This is a genomic window from Acidovorax sp. SUPP2539 (assembly GCF_030158975.1).
GTDB lineage: Bacteria > Pseudomonadota > Gammaproteobacteria > Burkholderiales > Burkholderiaceae_C > Paracidovorax.
This window is the reverse complement of record NZ_BQXJ01000001.1, coordinates 1,236,666-1,258,278: the sequence shown is the minus strand read 5'-3', so window position 1 is coordinate 1,258,278 and position 21,613 is coordinate 1,236,666. Positions and strand designations below refer to the sequence as shown.

Here is a 21,613-nt window from a genome sequence, read left to right as displayed (position 1 = left end):
TTTCAGCAGGAAGTACAGGCAGAGGAGGATTCGGTGACCTCGCACGCGCCGCCCTGGCAGCAGTGCTCGGTCAGATAGCCGAGCAGCCCATTCATCTGGGTGAAGTCGGCGCGGTAGATCAGGTTGCGGCCCTGCTGCTCGATGGTGACCAGGCCGGCATGGGCCAGTTCTTTCAGGTGGAAGGACAGGGAGTTGCGGGCCACGTCGAGCTGGTCGGCGAGGACGCTGGGTGTCAGCCCTTCGGGGCCGGCGACCACCAGGGCGCGGAACACGCGCAGCCGCTGGGTATGGGCCAGGGCGCCGAGGGCGGAAATGGCTTGGGTCTCGTTCATGATTCGATAATACAACATTTATTGAATCATTGGCAAAACGCTTCAATTGAATGGAGCCTGCGCGCTTGCGAGGCTTGACTTTCAAGACAGTTGCTCACGCCTTCGCGCCTGCGGCGCTGCGCGCTTCGCTTGCCTCCAGGGGAAAGCCCTGCGGGCTATCCCCGCCGCGCGCAGCTTGGCGCCCCTCGATGTGGCCGAACCGGCTGCGCCGGATCGGCCCGTCCAGCGCCCCGCCGCGATGAACGGGGCGCTGGCGAACACGCTGGCGCTTGCTGCGGCAGGTTGTGCAGGTGCGTGCCGTCCTCAACGCTGGCAGTTCCTGCCCATCACGTCACGAAGGACGGTTCACGGACAACCCGCCCGGCATCGCTATGGAGCTTCCACGCCACGCCTCAAGACCGGCGCCGCAAGGTGTGGTGGAGGCGTTCTCGCCTGTCGTTGCGGGGTTGACCTCGCCCGCGTCAGCGGGCGAGCCGGAGAAGCCTTCGAGCGGGGATGCCGAGCAGGCCCTATCTCCTTTCGGAGCGGTTCGACCCAAGGCGTCCTTGTCTCGTTGTGAATCCTGGCGGTGGCGCGGCTGCGCCTCGGGCTTCATGGCTGCAACCGTCCGGCGAAAACAATTTCCCCGCCGCTGCACGGCTTCCTCGCGCAGCAAATTCTTTTCGCCTCCCGGCTCTCCACTGCGTTTCGACCGCAAGCGGTGCGGCCAGCCCGTCCCCTGCCGGCCGGATCACAACAAGGACGCGATGGGCGCGAACCTTGTTCAACCGAAAGGAGAAAACATCATGGCCAACATCGGCACCTTCACCGCAGACAAAGACGGCTTCACCGGCACGCTTCGCACCCTGACACTCAACGTCAAGGCCGAGCTGGTTCCCAACGACAAGGGCAGCAGCGAGAACGCCCCCGACTTCCGCCTCCAGGCCGCCGGCCACGACATCGGCGCGGCGTGGAAGAAGACAAGCGAGGCCGGGCGCGATTACCTGTCCGTGACCCTCGACGATCCTTCGTTCCCGGCTCCGGTCTATGCCCGCCTGATCGAAGGCGAGGACGGCACGCACGACCTTATCTGGTCGCGCAGCAAGCCCCAGGCGGCGTGACCGCCGCAGCGCCCCGCCCATCGCGGCGGGGCGCTGTGCTGCTGGTCGCAGCACATCACAACGTCACGCGCGCGGCTTCGCCGCGTCGCGTTCCTTCAACACCGCCTCCAGCTCCTGGCGCACCTGCGCCAGCAGTTCGTCGGCCTTGTGCGGGCTATTGCCCGCATAGGCCAGCGTCAGCAGTGTGAGCGGGTGGATCTCCATCACCTCGCACAGCTCGGCCAGCTTGTTCAAGGTCGGGCTTTTCAGGTCGCGTTCGAGGGTACTCATATAGGTACGGCTGGACACGTCAGAGAAGGCTTCCTGGCTCAAGCCACGGGCCTTTCTAACTGTCTTCAACGCCTTCGCCAATGAGTTCCCAGCCGCCACCTATGGTTTCCCTCGAAAACCAAGATGACAGCCCATTGCGCCCTATAGAGCTACAATCTATAGTGTTCATTTGGTGTTCTACGTTTTTGTGCCTCTACGGAAATCCGCATTGGCGGGTTCAAGCAAAGCCACGCAAGCGCATCCGTGCTTGCGCACGAAGGCGTAAATCCGGTTTGGCGGTTCTGCGCTTCGGCGTGAAGCCGCATCCGTGCATCATTGGATTTGTGGGATTGCCAACCATGCCCCAGCCATTCGCCACCGTCCCGGAGCGCGCGCAACTGCTCGCCAACGGCGAGGCCCGCGCCGCTGGCCAGGCCATCGACCCGGTGCCCGTGGTGCGGCTGTTCACGCCGGACGCGCATGTGACCTGGCTGATGGCCGCGCTCGATCCCGCCGATGGCGACACCGCCTGGGGACTCATCGACCTGGGAATCGGGATGCCTGCGCAGGGCACCGTCAAGCTGTCCGAGCTGGCCAGCATCGTCGGGCCGTGCCGGCAGCCCGTGATGCGCGACCTCTATTTCCGCCCCACGCGCACGCTGTCGGAATACACCCGGCTGGCCGAGCGCGACGGGGCCATCCCGGACTGAATACGGCCTACTGTGGCTTTCTCAGTCTGGTGTCATGCCGGATAGGTCTTAATCGGCACTCTTGCGGCATACCCCGGCAAATCTGATCGAAACAGTCATGATGTCCGGCCTGGGCTGCGGCAGGCTGGCCTGTACGGCGTCCCACGGTCGGGGCGCTGCCACTGCCACATTGAGACGGAAACCGCAACGCATCGGAGCCAATTGGTTTTGACAACCCGAGCCACAATTTTTACCCATGACGTTCTGACGATGGCGATGTAGCGCGTAGCCCGGCCGTGGCGGCGATTCCTGTTCCCAGGAGGTTGCGTCATGGCCGATCGCGCCGCCGAGTCTTGGTATCCGACTGCCGCGTATCTGTACGTGCTGCATCTGGACAGCCTTGCGCTCGCCTGGGAGTACCTGCGCAGGCACCCCGACTACCGGCTCGATTGGCTGCGCCATCGTCGCCGGTCACAGGCAGCACAGGACGCGGCGCATCGCTGGGGCCTGCGCCTGCTGGAAGACCCGGCCCTGGATGCGCGCGACGCGCATCCGGCCTGGCAGCCCGGCCACGCTGCCGTGGTGCAACTCTACCCCGATGCCGATCCGCCCGTGGATGCCGAATCCTTCGCGTTCTGGCGTATCCCCGGCCATAAGCAACTGCTCCACGATGGCAAGGGGCTGGCGCTCACCGCACGCAGCCCCGGCCATTGCCTGCGCTTCGCGCTCGCGCCTGGACTGGAAGACGGCATGGCCGTCGCCTATGCCCACCGCGGCGGCGCTGCCGCGCCTGCGCGCGGTCATGTGTTCGGCGCGGCACTGGCCGATGCCAGACGTAGGCCGACACCTGCCGCGCTGCTGGAACTGCACACCTTGCAGGCGCTCGACGCGACCCTGGCGGGTGCGTCCTTGCGCGACGTGGCCGAAGGTCTGTTCGGCGCCGATGCCGTGGCCGCCGACTGGCACGCCGATGGCGATCTGCGCGCCCGCGTGCGCCGCCTGGTGCGGCGCGGCGATGCGTTGATGCGCGGCGGCTACCGCCGCCTAGCACAACTGTCGCCGCTTGAGAAGGGACGTTTTGATGGAGACGCAAAACGTCCCTGAGCAGAGCAGCTTCGTTTTCTGAGACTGGCTTCCATCCGGTTGCGCTGTGTGGCCGGAGCTTTGCAACCGATGGAGGTTCATCTCATGCGTCCCGCTCCTTTGCGGCCTGCCGCCGCTGTCTCAACTGCTGCCGCGCAGCCCCAACGCTATCTGACCAACGACGAAGCCGCCGAATACCTGCGCCTGTCGCCGCGCACGCTGGAAAAGCAGCGCGTGATCGGCGGCGGCCCGCGCTTTCGCAAGTTCGGCCGGCGCGTCATGTACGCCGTGGCCGACCTCGATGCCTGGGCCGCCGACCGCAGCTTCGAGACGACTTCCGATCCCGAATACGCCGAGCACCACTCGGCCGACAGCCGTGCGCGCTGACCACTGGAGCGCGGGAGGCCATCGCCATGTCCAGCCCTGCGCTGCCGTCCCGGCAGCGGCCGTTGCAAGAGCGCGAACAGCTCGACCTGTTCCGCGCCTTGCCCGGCGACATGGCGCCGCGCGACAGCCAGGACTTGATGGCCTTTCCGTTCTTCTCGCTGGCGAAGTCGCGGCGCGTCGCGCCGATCGACTTCCGGGCGGGGAACGTCACGATCCGCGTGGAAGGCACGGCCGAGCATGGCATCGCCACGATTTGGGACGCGGACGTGCTGATATGGGCGGCCTCGCAGATCGTGGAAGCCCGCGACGCGGGCTTCCGCTCGTCGCGGCTGATGCAGGCCACGCCCTACGAGATCCTGCGGTTCATCGGGCGCGGTACGTCGCTGCGCGACTACCAGCGCCTCAAGGCCGCCCTCGACCGGCTGCAATCGACCACGGTGGCCACGTCGATCCGCGAGACGACCGGACGGCGCCTGCATCGCTTCTCGTGGATCAACGAGTGGAAGGAACTGGCCGATGCCAAGGGCACGCCCTTGGGGCTGGAGCTGATCTTGCCGGAATGGTTCTATGCCGGCGTCATGGACGCCGCCCTGGTGCTGACCATCGACCCGGCGTATTTCCGGCTGACGGGCGGCATCGAGCGCTGGCTGTACCGGCTGGTGCGCAAGCACGGTGGCCGACAGCCGGGCGGCTGGCAGTTCGATTTCCGACACCTGTATCGGAAATCGGGCAGCGCTACGCGCTTCTCGGACTTCGCCTACGACCTGCGCACGCTGGTCGCGCGGCAGTCGCTGCCGGGCTACGCCCTGGGCATCGAGCGGATGCCGGACAACGGCGCCGAGCTGCTGACCTTTCGGCCCGTGCCATACACGGCACGGGGATAAACGGTGCGCAACTTGTGGACGGGCTCGTGCTATCAGGAGTACGAGGTATCGTGCTATCGGGAGTACGGCTATCGTGCTATCAGGAGTACGAATCGGCCGCAAAGCCAATAACGGCGCGGGTTTGCGGCCCCTCTAACTTCCCTAACTTAAAACCTCTAACTGGTAGTAGAAGCGCCGCGCCACGGTGGACAACCGCCACGCGGCACGAAGCGCAGCGGCAACAGCCCGGCTTTCCAACACGGAGGGCCGCGCCATGATCGTTGCTCTGCTCAACCAGAAAGGCGGCGTGGGCAAGACCACGCTCGCCACGCACATCGCTGGAGAGTTGGCGATGCGCGGCCAGCACGTCGTGCTGCTGGATGCCGACCCGCAAGGCTCATCGCTGGACTGGACGCAGCGCAGAAGCCAGCAAGGCTTGCCAAGGCTGTTCAGCGCCGTGGGCCTCGCACGCGAAACGCTGCATCAGGAGGCGCCAGAACTCGCCAGGCGGGCCGATCACGTCGTCATCGACGGGCCGCCCAGGATCGCCGCCTTGGCGCGCTCCGCGCTGCTGGCGGCCGAGCGCGTGCTGATTCCGGTGCAGCCCAGCCCCTACGACCTGTGGGCCAGCGCGGAGATGGTGGCGCTGATCCGCGAAGCGCAGGTGTTTCGGCCTGCGCTGCGCGCGGCCTTCGTCATCAATCGGCGCGTCAGTACCACCGTGATCGGACGCGAAGCGCGCCAGGCACTCGCCGACCAGCCGCTTCCTGCGCTGCGCGCGGAAGTGCATCAACGCATCGTGTTCGCCGACAGCGTGGCCGCTGGACGGCTTGCACGCGAGACGGCGCCGGACAGCGCCGCCGCGCGCGAAATCACCGCGCTGGTGGACGAACTGTTGCGGTGGACGCCATGACCGCAAAGCCGCCACCGAACGGCAAACGCACGGCCAAGCGCGTCGGCATCGGCGCGCGTCCGCCCGCGAATCCGCACGCCGAGGCGTGGATTCGCCAGGGCGACGCCGATGCGCTGGGCAAGGGCGACCTCTACACCGCCCGCCTGACCCTCGACATCACGCCCGCGATGCGGGCGCGCATCAAGGTATCGGCCTTCACGCAAGGCGTGACCGTCGCCGACCTGCTGCGCGGCCTGCTGGAGCGGGAGTTTCCAGAACACCGCAGGGAGAACACGCCATGAATGCATCCGCTTCGCCTGCCCCCGCGCCTGTTGCTTTCGCGGCCACGGCCGCGCTCGCAGCACCATCCGTCCAGTCTGCCAGCGCGCCGCTAACGCGCGTGGCGCTGGCCTACATCGAACCGCGCTTCAAGCTCTACCTGCGTTTCGGCGAACCTGCGCGCACGCTCCAGCTCGACCGCTGGCGGCGCTGCGCGGTGTTCCTGCCGGGTGCCATGTTCTGCCGCATCCGCTGGCATGCCAACGACTACGGCACGATCCGCTGGCAGCTCATGGTGATGCAGGCTTGCACGCCGTTCGATGCGGCGCAGCGCATCCCCGGCGTGCAGCCTGGCGCGCGCCTGCTGCTGCACGCCGAAGGGGAGAACCAGGTGCGCGCCGTGCTGGAGCGCATCGACGCCATCGAGGCGCTGGGCATCGCGCCTATCGGTGCGTCGCCCGCGTACTGGCGCACGCTCGCCAACCGGCTCGCCGCGCGCCTGCCGTTGCCCGAATACACCGCCGAGCGGCACGCCGCCTGGCTGACCGGGAGGGCGTTGCCATGACCGCCGTTTCCCCTGCCGGCACCGAGCCGCGTCCTCGCGCGCCCCGCGCACGTTTGCGCGCTCGCCTCGTGCTGGCGAGCCTGTCCGCCTGGGGCCTCGCTGCGCTGGCCTGGGCGTCCTTCGTGCATCCGCTGCCGCGCCTGATCTACAACCCGTCCGACAGCGTGGCGGTCGGCTGGTATCGCGTCGATCCGCTGGGCCGTAAGCCCGGCTCGCTGCCACGTCCCTTGTCCGTGGGCAGCATCGTCCTGACCACGCTGCCGCCAGACGCTGCCGCGCTGGCCGCGCAGCGCGGCTACCTGCCGGCGCGCGTCCCGCTGCTCAAGCGCGTGGGCGCCATCGCGCCGCAGGAGGTGTGCATCACTGGCCGCATCGTCCGCATCGACGGCGTGCCTTCGGCCGCCGCGCTGCCCGCCGACCGCTGGGGCCGGCCGCTGCCATCCTGGCAGCAATGCCGTCGCCTCGAACCCGGTGAACTGTTCCTGCTCAGTGTGACCAACCCGGCGTCGTTCGACAGCCGGTATTTCGGGCCGGTCAGCGCATCCGCCGTGATCGGCGTCGCGCATCCGGTCTGGCTGGAGTCTCGCCCATGATGGCCGCCGACTCGCTGCACGTTGCCGTGCATTTCATCGTGCCATCGGGCGTGTCGTTCTGCTGTCCGTCGCCATGCTGTCGCGCGTGCAGTGCGAGCGCATCCGCGCCGCACTTCGCGCTGCCTTCGGCGCAGCCGTCCCACGTGCAGGCGTCTTGCCTCGAACGCGCCCGGCCTGCGGCCCTCACCGCGCTGGTTCGCGCGTTCGCCGGCGCGCTGGCTGCTCGCGCAGCAGCGCCGCCGGGCCGCCGCTGCCCGGAGCGCCAGCGAGGGGCAAAGGCGGAAGGCAAGACAAAAGGACGCGGCACCGGGCCGCGTCGAAAGCCTGTCTGCACATGGGGGGGGGCGCGGCACGGAGCGGCTTTGCCGCCGTGCCGCTTGGGGCGCGAAGCCCGCGCCGATGCAGTCATGTCCACGTGCTTCGCACGCCCGGACACGCCAGAGCTTGCAGGGAGCCCAGCCATGACCAACCGCCGCGATGACGATTTCCGCATCCGCCCCAGCGCCCCGAAGAACCGGGGCCAGGGCTTCGTTTCCAAGGTGCTCAAGCAGGCAGGAAAGGCCAGCAGCGGCAAGTCGGCGGTGCGCCGTCCTGGCGGCAGCGGCAAGGGCGCCGGCATCGGCCAGCGGCCCGGCTCGCGGCTGGGACGCGGCCACACGGCGGCGCGCTTCGCGGGCGCGAAGCTCACGCCCATGTCGCGGCGCGTGACCATCAAGACGCTGCTGGTCAATCAGCAGCGGGCCAGTCCGCAGTCGCTCGCCAAGCACCTGCGCTACATCGAGCGCGACGGCGCCGGCCGCGATGGCGAGCCAGGCCAAGCCTATGGGCCGCAGACCGATGCTGCCGACCTCGACGCCTTCAAGGAACGCTGTGCCGACGACCGGCACCATTTCCGCTTCATCCTCTCGCCGGAGGATGGCGCGGAACTGGACGACCTGCGCACCTACACGCGGCATCTCATGGGCCGCATGGAAGCCGACCTGGGCACACGGCTGGAATGGGTGGCGGTCGATCACTGGAACACCGACAACCCGCACACCCACTTGATCGTGCGCGGACGCGACGACACGGGCAAAGACCTCATCATCGCGGGCGACTACATCGCCGATGGCTTCCGGCATCGCGCGTCCGAGCTGGCGACCGAATGGCTGGGGCCACGCACCGAGCTGGAGATCCAGCAGACCTTGCAGCGTGAAGTGGATCAGGAGCGATGGACGAGCCTGGATCGCACGCTCAAACGCGAACTGGGCGACGATGGCCTGGTGCATGTCGAACGGTTCAACGAACCGCGGCTGCAACGCCAGCGCCTGCTGCTGATCGGCCGCCTGCAACGCTTGCAGCGCCTGGGCCTGGCCGACGAGATGCAGCCGGGCACCTGGGCCGTCCACGCCGATGCCGAAAAGACGCTGCGCGCCCTGGGCGAGCGTGGCGACATCATCCGCACCATGCAGCGGGCCATGCGCGGCGAGCCGCGCGAGCTGGCGGTGTTCGAGGCGGGCGACGATGGCCGAACCATCCTCGGCCGCGTGGCCGCGAAGGGGCTGGCCGACGAGCTGCGCGACCGGGGCTATCTGGTCATCGACGGCGTGGACGGCAAGGCCCACTACGTCGCGCTCAACACCCGCGACGAACTGGCGAACTATCCGGCCGGCGCGGTGGTGGAGGTGAAGGGATCGGCCGATGTGCGCGCGGCCGACAAGAACATCGCCGCGCTGGCGAGCGATGGCCTGTACCGCACCGACCACCACCTCGCCATCGCGCAGGGTCAGGCCATGCCCGGCCGCGATCCACAGGAAGTCGTCGCAGCCCATGTCCGTCGGCTGGAAGCCTTGCGCCGCGCCGGCATTGTGGAGCGCGTGGCCGAAGGTCTATGGAAGGTGCCGGACGATCTGCCCGAGCAGGGCCGCCGCTACGACGCGCAGCGCCTGGGCGGCGTGGCCGTGGAGCTGAAATCGCACCTGCCCATCGAGCGGCAGGCCCGAGTGATCGGGGCCACCTGGCTCGACCAGCAGTTGATCGGCGGCGGCTCGGGTCTGGGCGACCTGGGCTTTGGCGGCGAGGCCAAGCAGGCGATGCAGCAGCGCGCCGACTTCCTGGCCGAACAGGGACTGGCCGAGCGGCGCGGGCAGCGCGTGATCCTGGCGCGCAACCTGCTGGGCACGCTGCGCAACCGGGAACTGGCACAGGCCGCGAAGGACATTGCCGGCGAAACCGGCCTGGAGCATCGCCCGGTGGCCGATGGGCAGCGCGTGGCCGGCATCTACCGGCGCAGCGTCATGCTCGCCAGCGGGCGCTACGCGATGCTCGATGACGGCATGGGATTCAGCCTAGTGCCGTGGAAACCAGTGATCGAGCAACGGCTAGGTCAGCAACTTGCTGCCACTGTACGCGGCGGTGGCGTGTCATGGGAGATTGGACGGCAGAAAGGCATGTCCATCATCTGACGAGCAACCTGCTTCCGACGAGTCGAAACTGCGCCCATCCACGATCTGCATTCTCCCGCAATGGCGAGAGGCCAACTAAGCGATGCGAGGCAGCGTTAGATCAAATTTAGTCGCTGTATCGCTGGACGTTGCCTGCACATGTCCACCATGAGCTTCGGCAATTGATTTGACGATGGCCAGCCCTAGCCCTGCACCTGCGTTCTTTCGTTGGCGGGCAGGATCTACTCGGAAAAAGCGATCGAATAACTTCGGCAGATCAGCCTCCGAAATTCGCTCGCCCGGATTTTCGACACTTATCGTTGTCCATCGCTCATCTTGCGCCAAAGCGACTGTAATACGCGACCCATAGGGAGTATGACGGATTGCGTTGGAAAGAAGATTGTTGAACGCCCGCAGCAACATCTCACGATCCGCCCGTATTGGTTCGGCAGCACCCTTTGCGTAAAGTGTGATGTTGCGGTCTTCAGCTAATGCCTCGAAGTAGTCAAACAAACCTCGGATCAACTCAGCCAAGTCGATTTCGCCGAGGCGGAGATTTCGAGGGTCATTTTCCGTTTGAGCTAGAAACAACATGTCGCCGATCATGCGACTCATGCGATCAAACTCCTCCAAGTTGGAGTAGAGGATCTCCCGATATTCCTCTGCACTGCGGGGTTGCCCGAGCGCCACATGGGACTGCGTAATCAGGTTGGTAACGGGTGTACGCAACTCGTGCGCAATGTCGGCGGAAAAGTGCGACAGGCGCACAAACCCTTCCTCGATTCTGGCCAGCATGTCGTTGAAGGCGACCACAAGTTCAGCCAGTTCTATAGGTACGTCCAGAGGATCAAGTCTCACATCTAGCTTTGAAGAGCGGATCGTGCGAATCTCCTCGTTGACCTTGCGGATTGGAAGGTGGCCCCATTGCACGGCCAGCCAAGCCACCCCGAGCGCAATGCAGAGAACAAGGCAGGTCGCCCACCAGAGCATGCGCTTGAACTCTGCCAAGAAATCGAGATGAAAGCCGATGTCCATGGCAGCGACGATGCGGTAGCCAGGTGCCGCCGAATCGTCGGCAGGCAGTTGTAGCGCCACACCTCGATAAGACCTCTGATTCTCTTGCCACACCGTCAAATCGTCGGCGGTGATGCGGTTGACCAACTTTTTGCTGCTGGCAAGTTTCGACAGGTCAGGACCCGGCGTGGCATAGATGGTATTGCCCGGCCGATCATAGACACCATAGGTCATCCCATGATGTCCTGCCACTGCATTGGCTAAATGCTGCCGCAACTCATCTTTGTCCATGTCATTAGCGATCTGTCGCAACGGCTCTGCCAAGGCCGTGACCACTGCGTCCAGTTCATGGGCGTCCTGTTGGGCAAAGTGGTGCTCCAGGGATCTAACGACAACCCAGTTGAACGCTAGAAATACCAAGGTAGTGGCAATGCCAACCAGGGCCGTGACCCTCAATGCAAGCGACGCGGGACGGCTTCGCCGTGGCTTATGGCGCGAGGTCATCATCAGGCGCATCGAGCGTGTATCCCATGCCACGTACAGTGTGGATGAGCTTTGGATTGAACGCATCGTCGATCTTTGCGCGCAGACGACGGATGGCCACATCAATGACGTTGCTGTCGCTGTCGAAATTCATGTCCCATACCTGAGACGCAATCAACGAACGCGGCAGAACTTCACCCTGTCGGCGTGCCAGCAGTTCGAGCAACGCGAACTCCTTGCTGGTGAGATTGATGCGCTGACCAGCGCGCGTCGCACGTCGGCGCGGCAAGTCCAGCACCAAATCGGCAACTTGGATGCGATCAGGCTGGCTCGGAGCGCTTCCGCGTCGCAGCAGCGTCCGCACCCGCGCCAGCAATTCCGAGAACGCGAACGGCTTGACGAGATAGTCGTCTGCCCCCAGTTCCAACCCCTTGACGCGGTCATCTACGCTGCCACGTGCGGTTAGAAATAGCACAGGGACTTGTTTGCCAGCATCTCGCAGCGAACGCACGATGCGCCAGCCATCGACATCCGGCAGCATGACATCCAAGACCACCAAATCGTAGGTCTCGCTCATGGCCAAGTGGTGTCCGTCCAATCCGTTACGCGCCAGATCCACGACGAACCCTGCCTCCATGAGACCTTGGCGGACGTAATCCGCCGTCTTGTTCTCGTCTTCAACGACCAACAGCTTCATCGCATGCCCCATGAAATCGCTGCGGCGTAAGGAATTTTGCCGCCCACGATGCCCCATTCATTTGCTTCTTAGGGGCAATGTAATAGTCGCTTCCTGCCACGAAGATGACGCGACCATTACATGAATGTAATCCAAGGGTCATTCATCCGAAAGTGGTCACTCCATAGCATGACCTCCATGCGTCGAACCGTGCCGCCCAAGACCAAAGGCGGCTCTAAAGACGACTTTCAAGTTATCTATGGAGGATTTCAGGCCATGCCGCGTCGTTCGCCCTTTGTAATCGCGCCCCCACTGGGCCTGTCTCGTCGGCGTTTTGTTCAGGGGCTGGCCGCTGGCGGCGTCCTGGCCGGGCTGTCCACCCCGGCGCTCAGGGCATTTGCCCAACAAGGCTCCGCGACGCGCGGTGCCGCCCCTGTGCTGAAGGGCACCGAGTTCGACTTGGTGATCGCCGAATCGCCCGTGAACTTCACGGGCAAGCCAGGCGTGGCTACGACCATCAACGGCTCGCTGCCGGCACCGACATTGCGTTGGCGTGAGGGTGACACCGTCACAATCCGTGTGACCAACAAGCTGCGTGAAGCCACATCCATCCACTGGCACGGGATCATCCTGCCGTATCAGATGGATGGCGTGCCGGGCATCAGCTTCAATGGCATCGCTCCCGGCGAGACCTTCACGTACCGCTTCAAGGTTCAGCAAAGCGGCTCCTACTGGTACCACTCGCACTCCGGCTTCCAGGAACTCACGGGCATGTACGGGGCGATCATCATCGACCCCGCTGGTGCCGAGACCATCCGCGCCGACCGTGACCACGTGCTGCTGTTCTCGGATTGGACCGACGAAGACCCGATGCGGGTGTTCACCAAGCTCAAGTCCCAAAGCGACTACTACAACTACAACCAACCTACCGTCTTCGACTTCTTCCGGGACGCCTCGCGCGACGGCATGGCCGCTGCGATCGACAAGCGCAAGATGTGGAACGAGATGCGGATGAATCCGACGGATCTCGCCGATCTGTCTGCCGCCACGCTGACCTATCTGGCCAACGGCGTCACCCCCGCCGGCAATTGGACGGCGCTGTTCCGACCGGGTGAGCGCGTGCGGCTGCGCATGGTCAACGGTGCGGGCAACACCTTCTACGACGTACGCATTCCCGGACTGAAACTCACGGTGGTGCACGTCGATGGTGTTGACGTGGAGCCGGTGACGGTCGATGAGTTCCGATTCGGTCCGGGCGAAACCGTCGATGTGATCGTCCAGCCACGGGATGACGCTTACACGATCTTCGCCCAGGCGATGGACCGGACAGGCTACGCGCGGGCCACGCTGGCCGTGCGTGAAGGTCTTCAAGCTCCCGTGCCTGCCCTCGATCCGGTCGAATGGCTGACCATGAACGACATGATGGGCAGCATGATGGGGGGCATGGACCACGGCGGGTCCGGCCAAGCCATGGAGATGACGGGCATGACGGGCATGACGGGCATGACCGGGATGACCGGGATGACCGGGATGACCGGGATGGGCTCGGGTTCGATGTCCGGGATGGATCATGGGGCGATGGCTGGCATGAATCACGGCGCCATGAACCACGGTGGCATGGCGATGGATCACAGCCAACACGCCGCGGCGGCGGGGGGACTGGCCGTGCCCAGCACTACTGCTCGCCACGCTCGCACCGAGTATGGTGCCAGCACGGACATGCGCGTTGACATGGCGCGCACCAACCTCGATGACCCCGGCATCGGACTGCGCAACAACGGTCGGCGCGTGTTGACCCTCGCGGATCTGCATACCCCGTCGGGGCCGCTGGACAAGAGAGGCCCTGGCCGGGAGGTCGAACTGCACCTCACGGGCAACATGGAACGCTACGCATGGTCCCTGGACGGGCTGGAGTTCGGAAAGTCCACGCCGGTGCACTTCAAACACGGCGAGCGGCTGCGGGTCATTCTGCACAACGACACCATGATGACCCATCCCATGCACCTGCACGGCATGTGGAGCGAGCTGGAAAGCCCCGACGGTCGCTTCCTTGCGCGCCGCCACACCCTGCCGGTGCAGCCGGCACAACGCATCAGCTTCCTGGTGACAGCCGACGCGCTCGGCCGCTGGGCGTGGCACTGCCACCTGATGTTCCACATGGATGCCGGCATGTTCCGCGAAGTCGTGGTGTCTTGAACCCAGCGCACAAGGAAGACCAAGAATGTCCAAAGCACTCCCCACTCGCGCACTGGCCACGACGCTTCTGGCCCTGGTAAGCGTCGCCGCCCAGGCACAAGCACAGAACGACCATGCAGCGCACGGCCAGGCCGACGCTCAAACGGCCGCGCCATCCACTCAGACCGTGGCTCCTGCCGCCGACCCGCACGCGGGTCACGCGACGTCGGCGAGCGGCTCGACCGCGGCCCCGGCCATGGATCACGGCAACATGCAGATGCAGGGCGGGTCGGCGCCTCCTGACGCCCGCGATCCGCATGGCTACTCCAATGGCCTGACATTGGGATCGGGCGACTACGCCGTACCCGGTGTGCCGCGGCTGATGCTGGCCGACGAACACAGGTTCTTCTCGTTGCGCGGCGAAACCCTGGAACGCCGCTTCACGCGCAAAGGGGACGATTCCACGGCCTACGACCTCCAGGCTTGGTATGGGACGACCTACAACAAGGCCGTCGTGAAGGCCGAAGGCGATATCGCCAAAGGAAAGCTCGAAGAATCGCGTACCGAGCTTCTCTGGGGGCACGCCGTCGCACCGTACTGGGACACCCAGCTCGGCGTTCGGGTGGATAACGGAGAAGGCCCGAGCCGTCAATGGTTGGCTTTCGGCATCCAGGGCCTCGCCCCCTACTGGTTCGAGCTGGAGGCGACGGGCTACGTGGGAAGTGGCGGACGTACGGCGCTGCGTGTCGAAGGCAGCTACGAGCTGCTGCTGACCCAGCGACTGATTCTGGAGCCTCGTGCCGAATTGCAGTTCTATGGCAAGGACGACCCGGAACGCGGTATCGGCAAGGGCTTGGCCGAAGCGTCTGCTGGCTTGCGCCTGCGCTATGAATTCAGTCGCCAGTTCGCCCCCTACATCGGCGTGGAACGGGCGGGCAGCTTCGGACGCACAGCGGACTATGTGCGCGCCGAAGGTGGCCGCGCGCAGCAGACGCGCTGGGTGGCTGGCGTGCGATTCTGGTTCTAGAACCTTGTGGGTTTGATCATCTGATGAGAGGCAATCTATGAACATGCACTACGACAGAAGCCAGGGCAAAGTGCCGAGACGCCAAGCATTGATCGCTGGCTTGTTGGTGATGGCACTCGCAGGACCGAGCCTGGCGCAGAGCCGACCGATCGCCAAGGTGTGGAAGGACCCGAGCTGCGGTTGCTGCAAGGACTGGGTCTCAAACCTGCAAGGCGCAGGCTTCGATGTGCAGGTTCTTGACACCGGGAACACGGCAGCGCGCACGCGGCTGGGCATCCCGCAGAAGTACGGTTCGTGCCACACGGCGCAGATCGGCGGCTATGCCATCGAGGGTCATGTGCCTGCCTCGGACATTCAACGCTTGCTGCGCGAAGCCCCGCAGGCCATCGGCCTCGCGGCGCCGGGCATGCCGGTCGGTTCGCCCGGCATGGATGGTCCGGCCTATGGTGGACGCAAGGACGCCTACGACGTGCTGCTGATCGGGAAAAACGGTAGTAGCACGGTCTATCAGTCGCATCGCTGACCATCCATCAACCCTTTTCCGTGGAGATATGCCATGCAGCATCAGCACACACAGACCCCCAGCGATCGTCCCCGGTTCTGGCGATCGCGCTACGGCGTGGCGTTCCTCATCATCGCCGCTGTCGCCGCGTATTTCCTGCTCAAGGAGCACACGGCACATGTTGCCGGCTATCTCCCCTTCCTGCTGCTGGCGGCTTGTCCGCTGATGCACCTGTTCATGCACCGTGGTCACGGCCACGGCGGACACGATCATGCCGCGCGTCAGGGTGAGGAAGGTGCCGCACCCGCCAAGGAGCAGAAGCAATGAGTCGCGTGCTCGCACAGTGCGAGCACGCGACGCCGCGCTTGTCTCCTTGCGCGCCTGCGGCCTGCTGCGATCACCAGACACCAACGGTTAACGGCGGAGGGCACTTGTCACTATGAATTCACCCAGCAAGTCTTCAGGACATGAGCACGCAGGCATGGCGGCGGGTGCCACAACGTCCGGCCCGCATAAGCACCACCATCACGCCAGCCATGCCGGCAGTGACGACGCGGGCGGGTCCTCAAGCCACTCGCAGCCCGATGCCGCGACGCGCGATCCGGTGTGTGGCATGGCGGTCACGGCGGCGTCGGAGCACCGCTCCACGCACTTGGGGAACACGTACTTGTTTTGCAGCACCGGATGCAAGGCCAAATTCGACACCGATCCGGCGCGATATGCCAGCGGTGGCGCGGGCATAGGCACAGGCAGCGGCCATGCGCCGCATCACCATGCCAGCACCGCAGTTTCACCGGCCCCGGCGGCATCGCCAACCGCACCCGGAACGATCTACACCTGCCCGATGCACCCGGAGATCCGCCAGGATCATCCGGGAACCTGCCCCAAGTGCGGGATGACGCTGGAGCCCCTGCTGCCCGACCTCGACGACGACAACCCGGAGTTGCGTGACTTCTCGCGTCGCTTCTGGTGGACCTTGCCGTTGACGCTCGTGGTCCTGGCGCTGGCGATGCTGGGCGAGCGGCTGCACCTGATGGACATGGCTACGCAGAGCTGGGTCGAGTTGGTGCTGTCGTTGCCGATCGTGCTGTGGGCCGGCTGGCCCTTCTTCTCCCGCGGCTGGCTGTCCGTGGTCAACCGCAGCCCGAACATGTGGACACTGATCGGCCTGGGAACGGGTGCGGCATTCATCTACAGCGTCGTGGCAACCGTTGCGCCGGAAGTGTTTCCAGCCTCCTTCATGTCCATGGGACGGGTCGGCGTGTATTTCGAGGCCGCCGCCGTCATCATCTCGCTGACACTGCTCGGCCAGGTGCTGGAACTCAAGGCCCGCTCCCAGACTTCGGCAGCCATCAAGTCGCTGCTGGGGCTGGCACCCAAGACGGCGCGGCGCATCAATGCGGACGGCAGCGAGGAAGACGTGCCACTCAGCCATGTGCACGTCGGCGACCTGCTGCGCATCCGACCCGGCGAGAAGGTGCCGGTGGATGGCATCGTGCACGAGGGCAGCAGCTCGATTGACGAATCCATGCTGACCGGCGAACCGCTGCCCGTCAGCAAGCGCGTGGGCGACAAGGTCATCGGGGCCACACTCAACACCAGCGGCGCGCTGATCATGCGTTCGGAGCGGATCGGCTCGGACACCGTTCTATCGCAGATCGTCCAGATGGTCGCCCAGGCGCAGCGTTCCAAGGCACCGATGCAACGCATGGCCGATGTCGTTGCCGGCTACTTCGTGATGGCCGTCGTCGCCATTGCGGTAACGACGCTCTTTGTATGGGGATTCTTCGGGCCACAGCCCACCTGGGTCTATGGACTGATCAATGCGGTGGCCGTCCTGATCATCGCCTGCCCGTGCGCGCTGGGTCTGGCCACGCCGATGTCGATCATGGTCGCAACGGGCCGTGGCGCCACGCAGGGCGTGCTGTTCCGCGATGCCGCGGCGATCGAGAATCTTCGCAAGGTCGATACCCTCGTCATCGACAAGACAGGAACCCTGACCGAAGGCCGACCTGCTTTCGATCAGGTCGTCGCAGCCCCCGGCTTTACGAACGATGAGGTGCTGCGTCTTGCGGCCAGCCTGGACCAGGGCAGTGAACACCCCCTGGCCGACGCCATCGTGCAGGCCGCGCGTGCCCAGGGCCTCCAACTCGTGAAGCCTCAGAGCTTTGAATCGGGAACCGGCATCGGCGTGCGCGGAAAGGTTGAGCACCGGCAACTGGCGTTGGGCAACACAGTGCTGATGGAACAGTCTGGCGTATCGGTGGAACCGCTCGTACCCCAGGCCGAAGCTCTGCGCGGCGAAGGGGCCAGCGTCATGTACCTGGCGGTGGACGGGCAGCTCGCGGGCTTGCTCGCCGTGTCCGATCCGGTCAAGGGCAGCACCCCCGAGGCCCTGGCCGCGTTGAAGGCTGCGGGCCTGCGGGTCATCATGGCCACCGGGGACGGGCAGACCACCGCCAAAGCCGTCGGTGCACGCCTAGGCATCGACGAGGTGCATGGTGAGGTCAAGCCGGCGGACAAGCTCATGTTGATCGAGCGACTGCAGAAAGAAGGACGCATCGTCGCCATGGCCGGAGACGGCATCAACGACGCGCCGGCCTTGGCGAAGGCAGACGTGGGCATCGCCATGGGAACGGGAACCGACGTGGCGATGAACAGCGCCCAGGTCACGCTGGTCAAGGGTGACCTGCGTGGCATCGCTGTCGCTCGCACGCTCTCGGTGAGTACCGTGCGCAACATGAAGCAGAACCTCATGTTCGCCTTCCTCTACAACGCGCTGGGCATCCCCATCGCCGCCGGGGTTCTCTATCCCCTCACGGGCTGGCTGCTGTCGCCGCTGATCGCAGCATTGGCGATGAGCCTGAGTTCGGCGTCGGTCGTTGGCAACGCCTTGCGGCTGAGAGCGAGCCGACTGTGACCGAAACATCCTTCAGAACCAACAGGAGTCTGCTATCGCCCAGCGAACCGTTTCTTTCGTTCCACGCCGTTGCGAAGGTGCAAGCCTTATCTCGGCATTTCGTTCTTAAACCACCCTCACACATCAAGGTAGGAATCTCTATGACCCGTTCACATTTCATCGCCAAGCTCGTCGCGCCGATCGCTGCTGGCCTGTTCGCCACCGCCGCATTCGCGCATCCTTCGCTGGTGTCTTCAACGCCGGCCGACAAGTCGCAGGTTTCCGCGCCAGCCACCATCGAGCTGAAGTTCTCCGAAACGCTGGTGCCGCAGTTCTCCGCCGCAAGCCTTGTCATGACGGGCATGCCGGGAATGGCGAGCCATGGCCCGATGAAGATCAACGCCAGCGTCGCGGGTGCCGGCGACGGCAAGACCATGGTCATCACGCCGGCACAAGCGCTCCAGCCGGGCGACTATCGCGTCGAATGGCGTGCCGTCTCCTCGGACACGCATCCGATCACGGGTAACGTCACCTTCAAGGTGAAGTAAGCCCATGGCCGGGGATTGGTTGACCATCGTCCTGCGCCTGGCGCTTTATCTGGACCTGGCGGCGGCGTTTGGCGTCGCCATGTTCGGACTCTATGCTTTGGGCAACGACGAGCGATCCTCGACGATCTCGCGCCGCTATCGCGTACTCATTGGCGCATCCGCCGCCATCGGCATTGTCCTGTCGATGTGGGGCATGACGGTCATGGCCAAGGCCATGTCCGGCGCCCAAAGCTACGCGGAGCTGTCAACGCACGTTTTCGACATGCTCATTACGGGCACGCACATGGGCATCGCCTGGTGCATTCGCATCCTGGCGTTAGTGACGTGTGTGCTCATCGCCGTGTTGCGCATGAATTCAACACTGCGTTTTGCAGCGATGGCCGCTTCCAGTGGTGTGGCGTTGGCGACCCTTGCATGGGCGGGACATGGCGCCATGGATGACGGCGTGCGCGGATACATTCATCTCGCTTCGGACATCACGCACCTCTGGGCGGCCGGTGCCTGGGTAGGCGCATTGATCGCGTTCTTGGTGCTTGCGGCGAACAAACCAAATACCGGGCAAGGCTCAGTAGAGATCCTGAGCCGAACATCCAATGGTTTCGCTCGGATAGGTACTGTGATCGTGGCGGCACTCGTCGTGACCGGAGCCCTGAATTACCTGTTGATCGCTGGGCCATCGCTTGATCCGCTCTTCTCAACGCTCTATGGCCGCCTGCTCGTAGGAAAACTCCTGTTGTTCGGAGGAATGCTCGCGCTGGCGGCAGCCAATCGGTTTCGACTGAGCCCAAGTCTGGAGGCGGCATTGAGAACAGGCAACCACGCACACGCGGTCGTCAAGCTACGGCAGAGTCTGTTCACGGAGGCGACATTAGCCGTTCTGGTTTTGGCGAACGTTGCGTGGCTTGGCATCCTTTCTCCCAACGGCACCTAATCCTTGACTGGCACCAAATGACAGCACATGAATTGAATGTAATGCACGGGTAAGCGATCTGTAGATCGCGCGCTTCTACATTTAACGGCGCGGCGCAAGTTGTCGTCGTTTTCACAAAGGAGTCGATCATGAAATCGCAAATTGTCATTGCCGCCCTGTTGAGCGCCCTCTCCGTGCCTGCCTTCGCCGGTCATGCAGCAGCCCAGGCAGCCAAGGAGATGGTTCCGCTGGCTGACGGGGGAACGCTGTACGTCTTCAAGGATGGAAAGATGGCACAGGAAAGTCGCTTCGGACGCGCCGTGTATCAATCCATCGGCGCCTCAGTGGCGACGAAGGACGGGCGGAACATTGCCATTACCAGCAATGAAGTTGCTCGCCTCAGCTCGCTGCTTGAACAGGAGCACGGCGGGTAATTCGCGCGATCTGCTGATGCCTCCCAATGGCGTCAGAAAGAAGTCCCAGCGCCTGTCCGATTCGGATAGGCGCATGGCCTTCGGTGACTACCCCGGACAGAAGATTCAATGTGTAGGTTCAAATAACACTTAATAGGAGATTGATTTGTGGAGCTTCGTCATCTACGGTGTTTCCTCGCTGTAGCAGAGGAGCTTCACTTTGCCCGCGCTGCCGAGCGGTTGCACATCGACCAATCTCCGTTATCTCGCACCATCAAGGAGTTGGAGGAAGAACTCGGCGCACGCCTGTTTGTCCGCACCACTCGCAGCACACAACTGACCCGCGCTGGACGGCTGTTTCTGGAGCACGTTCAGCGAGTCTTTACAGTGCTGGAGCAGGCCCGCGATAGTGTCAAGTCCGCCGCCAACGGCTTTTGCGGCCAGTTGCGTATTGCCTTGTCCGATGGCGTCACGCCTTCGCGCCTGCCGGCATTGCTGGCGCGCAGCCGCGAAGAGGACCCCGAGGTGGAAATCCGATTGTTCGAGGTGCCTTTGGATCAGCAGATCAAGGGGCTTCATAGCGACCTGTATGACGCGGGCTTCTCGATGGCAGAGGATGCAGGTGATGGCATCATCGTCACTCCTGCATGGGAAGACGAATTGATGGTGGCGGTACCAGCCCGCCATCCGGTGCTTGCCTTCAAACAGATCCCGCTGAAGGAGGTGTTGCGCCATCCGCTGGCGCTGGGCGACCCAGCAGTGTGCGAAGGCCACGCGCGCCAGGTCGATCGGTTCCTACGCACATGCGGACAAGAGCCGCTGATCGCGCAGCGCGTGGCGACCTTCGACGTGATGATGACTTTAGTCTCCGCCGGCTTAGCATTGGGCTTGGCGGGCGAGGCGCACATTGCTTCCAGCCGCGAGCCGGGAGTCGTGGCCCGGCGCTTGGCGGGCAAGCCGACTATGCTCATGACCTATCTGCTGCGCCGCGATACGGAGCCGTCCGAAATGCTGGCTCGATTTATCGAACGAGTAGATTTTATTGATTCGGCTGATGAACTCGGCATCCCCGAAGACCTTCCACGCGACCGATAGTAGGAATAAGGCTATGAACAAAGTGATATTGCTGATATTGGTCACTGCACTGCCTGCATGCGGTCCTTCTCAACCTTCGGAAACCGTGGATGCGCTCGTAGCCAATCCCGAACGCATCAAAGAGATTCAACGTCAATGCAAGGAAGACCGCGCGAAGGTTGGCGACGAACTATGTCTGCGTGCTGCCGAAGCCGCCAAACGGCGATTTTTCGGTGATCGGCCCGAGCAAAAATCCAAGTAGGTTATCTCTCGGTCGCTTCGCTGCGACGAAGTTCTCGCTGTTACCTCACTACGCCGCAATGCGCTCGCGCTTGCGGCGTTTTTATTGCTTTCGCCACTAAAGGAAATCTGACTTTTTGGGCCTAAATTGCCGCCACATCGGCCTTTGACCGACCTGCGCGAACGCCTTGATCCTC

At 64.2% G+C, this 21,613-nt stretch carries 24 protein-coding genes; 20 read left to right on the top strand and 4 right to left on the bottom strand.

Annotation, left to right across the window (positions count from 1 at the left end):
* Window positions 1–2: 2 nt before the first annotated feature.
* Window positions 3–332 carry an ArsR/SmtB family transcription factor gene (locus AVTE2539_RS05725; protein WP_003116799.1) on the bottom strand — a complete coding sequence of 110 codons (330 nt, stop codon included), beginning with the start codon at window positions 330–332 and terminating at the stop codon, window positions 3–5.
* Window positions 333–1,117: 785 nt separating this feature from the next.
* On the opposite strand from AVTE2539_RS05725, the gene AVTE2539_RS05720 reads away from it, so the two are divergent.
* Window positions 1,118–1,432, top strand: a complete 315-nt coding sequence (locus tag AVTE2539_RS05720; protein ID WP_284409451.1) for a DUF736 domain-containing protein — start codon at window positions 1,118–1,120, stop codon at window positions 1,430–1,432.
* Window positions 1,433–1,495: 63 nt separating this feature from the next.
* On the opposite strand, the gene AVTE2539_RS05715 is transcribed toward AVTE2539_RS05720, so the two are convergent.
* The gene (locus tag AVTE2539_RS05715) at window positions 1,496–1,801 is read right to left on the bottom strand and encodes a helix-turn-helix domain-containing protein (RefSeq protein ID WP_013721774.1); all 306 of its coding nucleotides are present in this window, start codon (window positions 1,799–1,801) and stop codon (window positions 1,496–1,498) included.
* A gap of 239 nt (window positions 1,802–2,040) precedes the next feature.
* Here AVTE2539_RS05715 and AVTE2539_RS05710 point away from each other — a divergent pair, with 239 nt between their 5' ends.
* The 9 genes from AVTE2539_RS05710 (at window position 2,041) to AVTE2539_RS05670 (ending at window position 9,476) form a co-directional block, all read left to right on the top strand.
* On the top strand, window positions 2,041–2,391 hold the full coding sequence (locus AVTE2539_RS05710) for a DUF2958 domain-containing protein (protein WP_284408804.1): 351 nt from the start codon (window positions 2,041–2,043) through the stop codon (window positions 2,389–2,391).
* Between the two features lie 309 nt (window positions 2,392–2,700).
* The gene (locus AVTE2539_RS05705; RefSeq protein WP_013721772.1) at window positions 2,701–3,474 is read left to right on the top strand and encodes a DUF2285 domain-containing protein; all 774 of its coding nucleotides are present in this window, start codon (window positions 2,701–2,703) and stop codon (window positions 3,472–3,474) included.
* An 84-nt stretch (window positions 3,475–3,558) separates the two neighbouring features.
* Entirely contained in the window at window positions 3,559–3,840 is a 282-nt protein-coding gene (locus AVTE2539_RS05700; protein ID WP_013721771.1) for a helix-turn-helix transcriptional regulator, read from the top strand.
* Window positions 3,841–3,866: 26 nt separating this feature from the next.
* Window positions 3,867–4,724 (top strand): replication initiator protein A, encoded by an 858-nt coding sequence (locus AVTE2539_RS05695; protein WP_284408795.1) that lies wholly within the window; start codon window positions 3,867–3,869, stop codon window positions 4,722–4,724.
* A 253-nt stretch (window positions 4,725–4,977) separates the two neighbouring features.
* Entirely contained in the window at window positions 4,978–5,616 is a 639-nt protein-coding gene (gene parA, locus AVTE2539_RS05690) for a ParA family partition ATPase (RefSeq protein ID WP_013517157.1), read from the top strand.
* Entirely contained in the window at window positions 5,613–5,897 is a 285-nt protein-coding gene (locus AVTE2539_RS05685; protein ID WP_284409450.1) for a chromosome partitioning protein ParB, read from the top strand. The genes parA and AVTE2539_RS05685 overlap by 4 nt, the downstream gene beginning before the upstream one ends.
* Window positions 5,894–6,439, top strand: a complete 546-nt coding sequence (locus AVTE2539_RS05680; protein WP_284408791.1) for a DUF2840 domain-containing protein — start codon at window positions 5,894–5,896, stop codon at window positions 6,437–6,439. Before AVTE2539_RS05685 ends, AVTE2539_RS05680 begins: the two co-directional genes overlap by 4 nt.
* Window positions 6,436–7,032 carry a S26 family signal peptidase gene (locus AVTE2539_RS05675; protein ID WP_284408789.1) on the top strand — a complete coding sequence of 199 codons (597 nt, stop codon included), beginning with the start codon at window positions 6,436–6,438 and terminating at the stop codon, window positions 7,030–7,032. Before AVTE2539_RS05680 ends, AVTE2539_RS05675 begins: the two co-directional genes overlap by 4 nt.
* A 461-nt stretch (window positions 7,033–7,493) precedes the next feature.
* Window positions 7,494–9,476 carry a relaxase/mobilization nuclease domain-containing protein gene (locus tag AVTE2539_RS05670; protein ID WP_284408787.1) on the top strand — a complete coding sequence of 661 codons (1,983 nt, stop codon included), beginning with the start codon at window positions 7,494–7,496 and terminating at the stop codon, window positions 9,474–9,476.
* Window positions 9,477–9,551: 75 nt separating this feature from the next.
* On the opposite strand, the gene AVTE2539_RS05665 is transcribed toward AVTE2539_RS05670, so the two are convergent.
* Together AVTE2539_RS05665 and AVTE2539_RS05660 are read right to left on the bottom strand one after the other, a co-directional pair.
* Window positions 9,552–10,973 carry a heavy metal sensor histidine kinase gene (locus tag AVTE2539_RS05665; RefSeq protein ID WP_502868889.1) on the bottom strand — a complete coding sequence of 474 codons (1,422 nt, stop codon included), beginning with the start codon at window positions 10,971–10,973 and terminating at the stop codon, window positions 9,552–9,554.
* Window positions 10,957–11,649, bottom strand: a complete 693-nt coding sequence (locus AVTE2539_RS05660) for a heavy metal response regulator transcription factor (RefSeq protein ID WP_012202383.1) — start codon at window positions 11,647–11,649, stop codon at window positions 10,957–10,959. The genes AVTE2539_RS05665 and AVTE2539_RS05660 overlap by 17 nt, the downstream gene beginning before the upstream one ends.
* Window positions 11,650–11,904: 255 nt before the next feature.
* Between AVTE2539_RS05660 and AVTE2539_RS05655 the strand changes: the two genes are divergently transcribed.
* The 10 genes from AVTE2539_RS05655 (at window position 11,905) to AVTE2539_RS05610 (ending at window position 21,438) form a co-directional block, all read left to right on the top strand.
* The gene (locus AVTE2539_RS05655) at window positions 11,905–13,824 is read left to right on the top strand and encodes a copper resistance system multicopper oxidase (RefSeq protein WP_284409448.1); all 1,920 of its coding nucleotides are present in this window, start codon (window positions 11,905–11,907) and stop codon (window positions 13,822–13,824) included.
* 25 nt (window positions 13,825–13,849) lie between these two features.
* Window positions 13,850–14,830: a copper resistance protein B gene (locus AVTE2539_RS05650; protein WP_005408883.1), complete on the top strand. Its 981-nt coding sequence runs from the start codon at window positions 13,850–13,852 to the stop codon at window positions 14,828–14,830.
* A gap of 37 nt (window positions 14,831–14,867) precedes the next feature.
* Window positions 14,868–15,353 carry a DUF411 domain-containing protein gene (locus AVTE2539_RS05645; RefSeq protein ID WP_284408780.1) on the top strand — a complete coding sequence of 162 codons (486 nt, stop codon included), beginning with the start codon at window positions 14,868–14,870 and terminating at the stop codon, window positions 15,351–15,353.
* Window positions 15,354–15,386: 33 nt separating this feature from the next.
* The gene (locus AVTE2539_RS05640; protein ID WP_008063316.1) at window positions 15,387–15,659 is read left to right on the top strand and encodes a DUF2933 domain-containing protein; all 273 of its coding nucleotides are present in this window, start codon (window positions 15,387–15,389) and stop codon (window positions 15,657–15,659) included.
* A gap of 112 nt (window positions 15,660–15,771) precedes the next feature.
* Complete coding sequence (locus AVTE2539_RS05635) at window positions 15,772–18,252, top strand: heavy metal translocating P-type ATPase (RefSeq protein WP_071534310.1); 2,481 nt, start codon at window positions 15,772–15,774, stop codon at window positions 18,250–18,252.
* A gap of 140 nt (window positions 18,253–18,392) precedes the next feature.
* Window positions 18,393–18,779: a copper homeostasis periplasmic binding protein CopC gene (gene copC, locus AVTE2539_RS05630; protein ID WP_008063308.1), complete on the top strand. Its 387-nt coding sequence runs from the start codon at window positions 18,393–18,395 to the stop codon at window positions 18,777–18,779.
* Between the two features lie 4 nt (window positions 18,780–18,783).
* Window positions 18,784–19,710, top strand: coding sequence for a copper homeostasis membrane protein CopD (gene copD / locus AVTE2539_RS05625; RefSeq protein WP_058007487.1), 927 nt, complete (start codon window positions 18,784–18,786; stop codon window positions 19,708–19,710).
* A gap of 128 nt (window positions 19,711–19,838) precedes the next feature.
* The gene (locus AVTE2539_RS05620; protein WP_016451563.1) at window positions 19,839–20,123 is read left to right on the top strand and encodes a CopK family periplasmic copper-binding protein; all 285 of its coding nucleotides are present in this window, start codon (window positions 19,839–19,841) and stop codon (window positions 20,121–20,123) included.
* 147 nt (window positions 20,124–20,270) lie between these two features.
* Window positions 20,271–21,197, top strand: a complete 927-nt coding sequence (locus AVTE2539_RS05615; protein ID WP_012202378.1) for a LysR family transcriptional regulator — start codon at window positions 20,271–20,273, stop codon at window positions 21,195–21,197.
* A gap of 13 nt (window positions 21,198–21,210) precedes the next feature.
* Window positions 21,211–21,438: an EexN family lipoprotein gene (locus tag AVTE2539_RS05610; protein ID WP_016451559.1), complete on the top strand. Its 228-nt coding sequence runs from the start codon at window positions 21,211–21,213 to the stop codon at window positions 21,436–21,438.
* Window positions 21,439–21,613 lie beyond the last annotated feature (175 nt).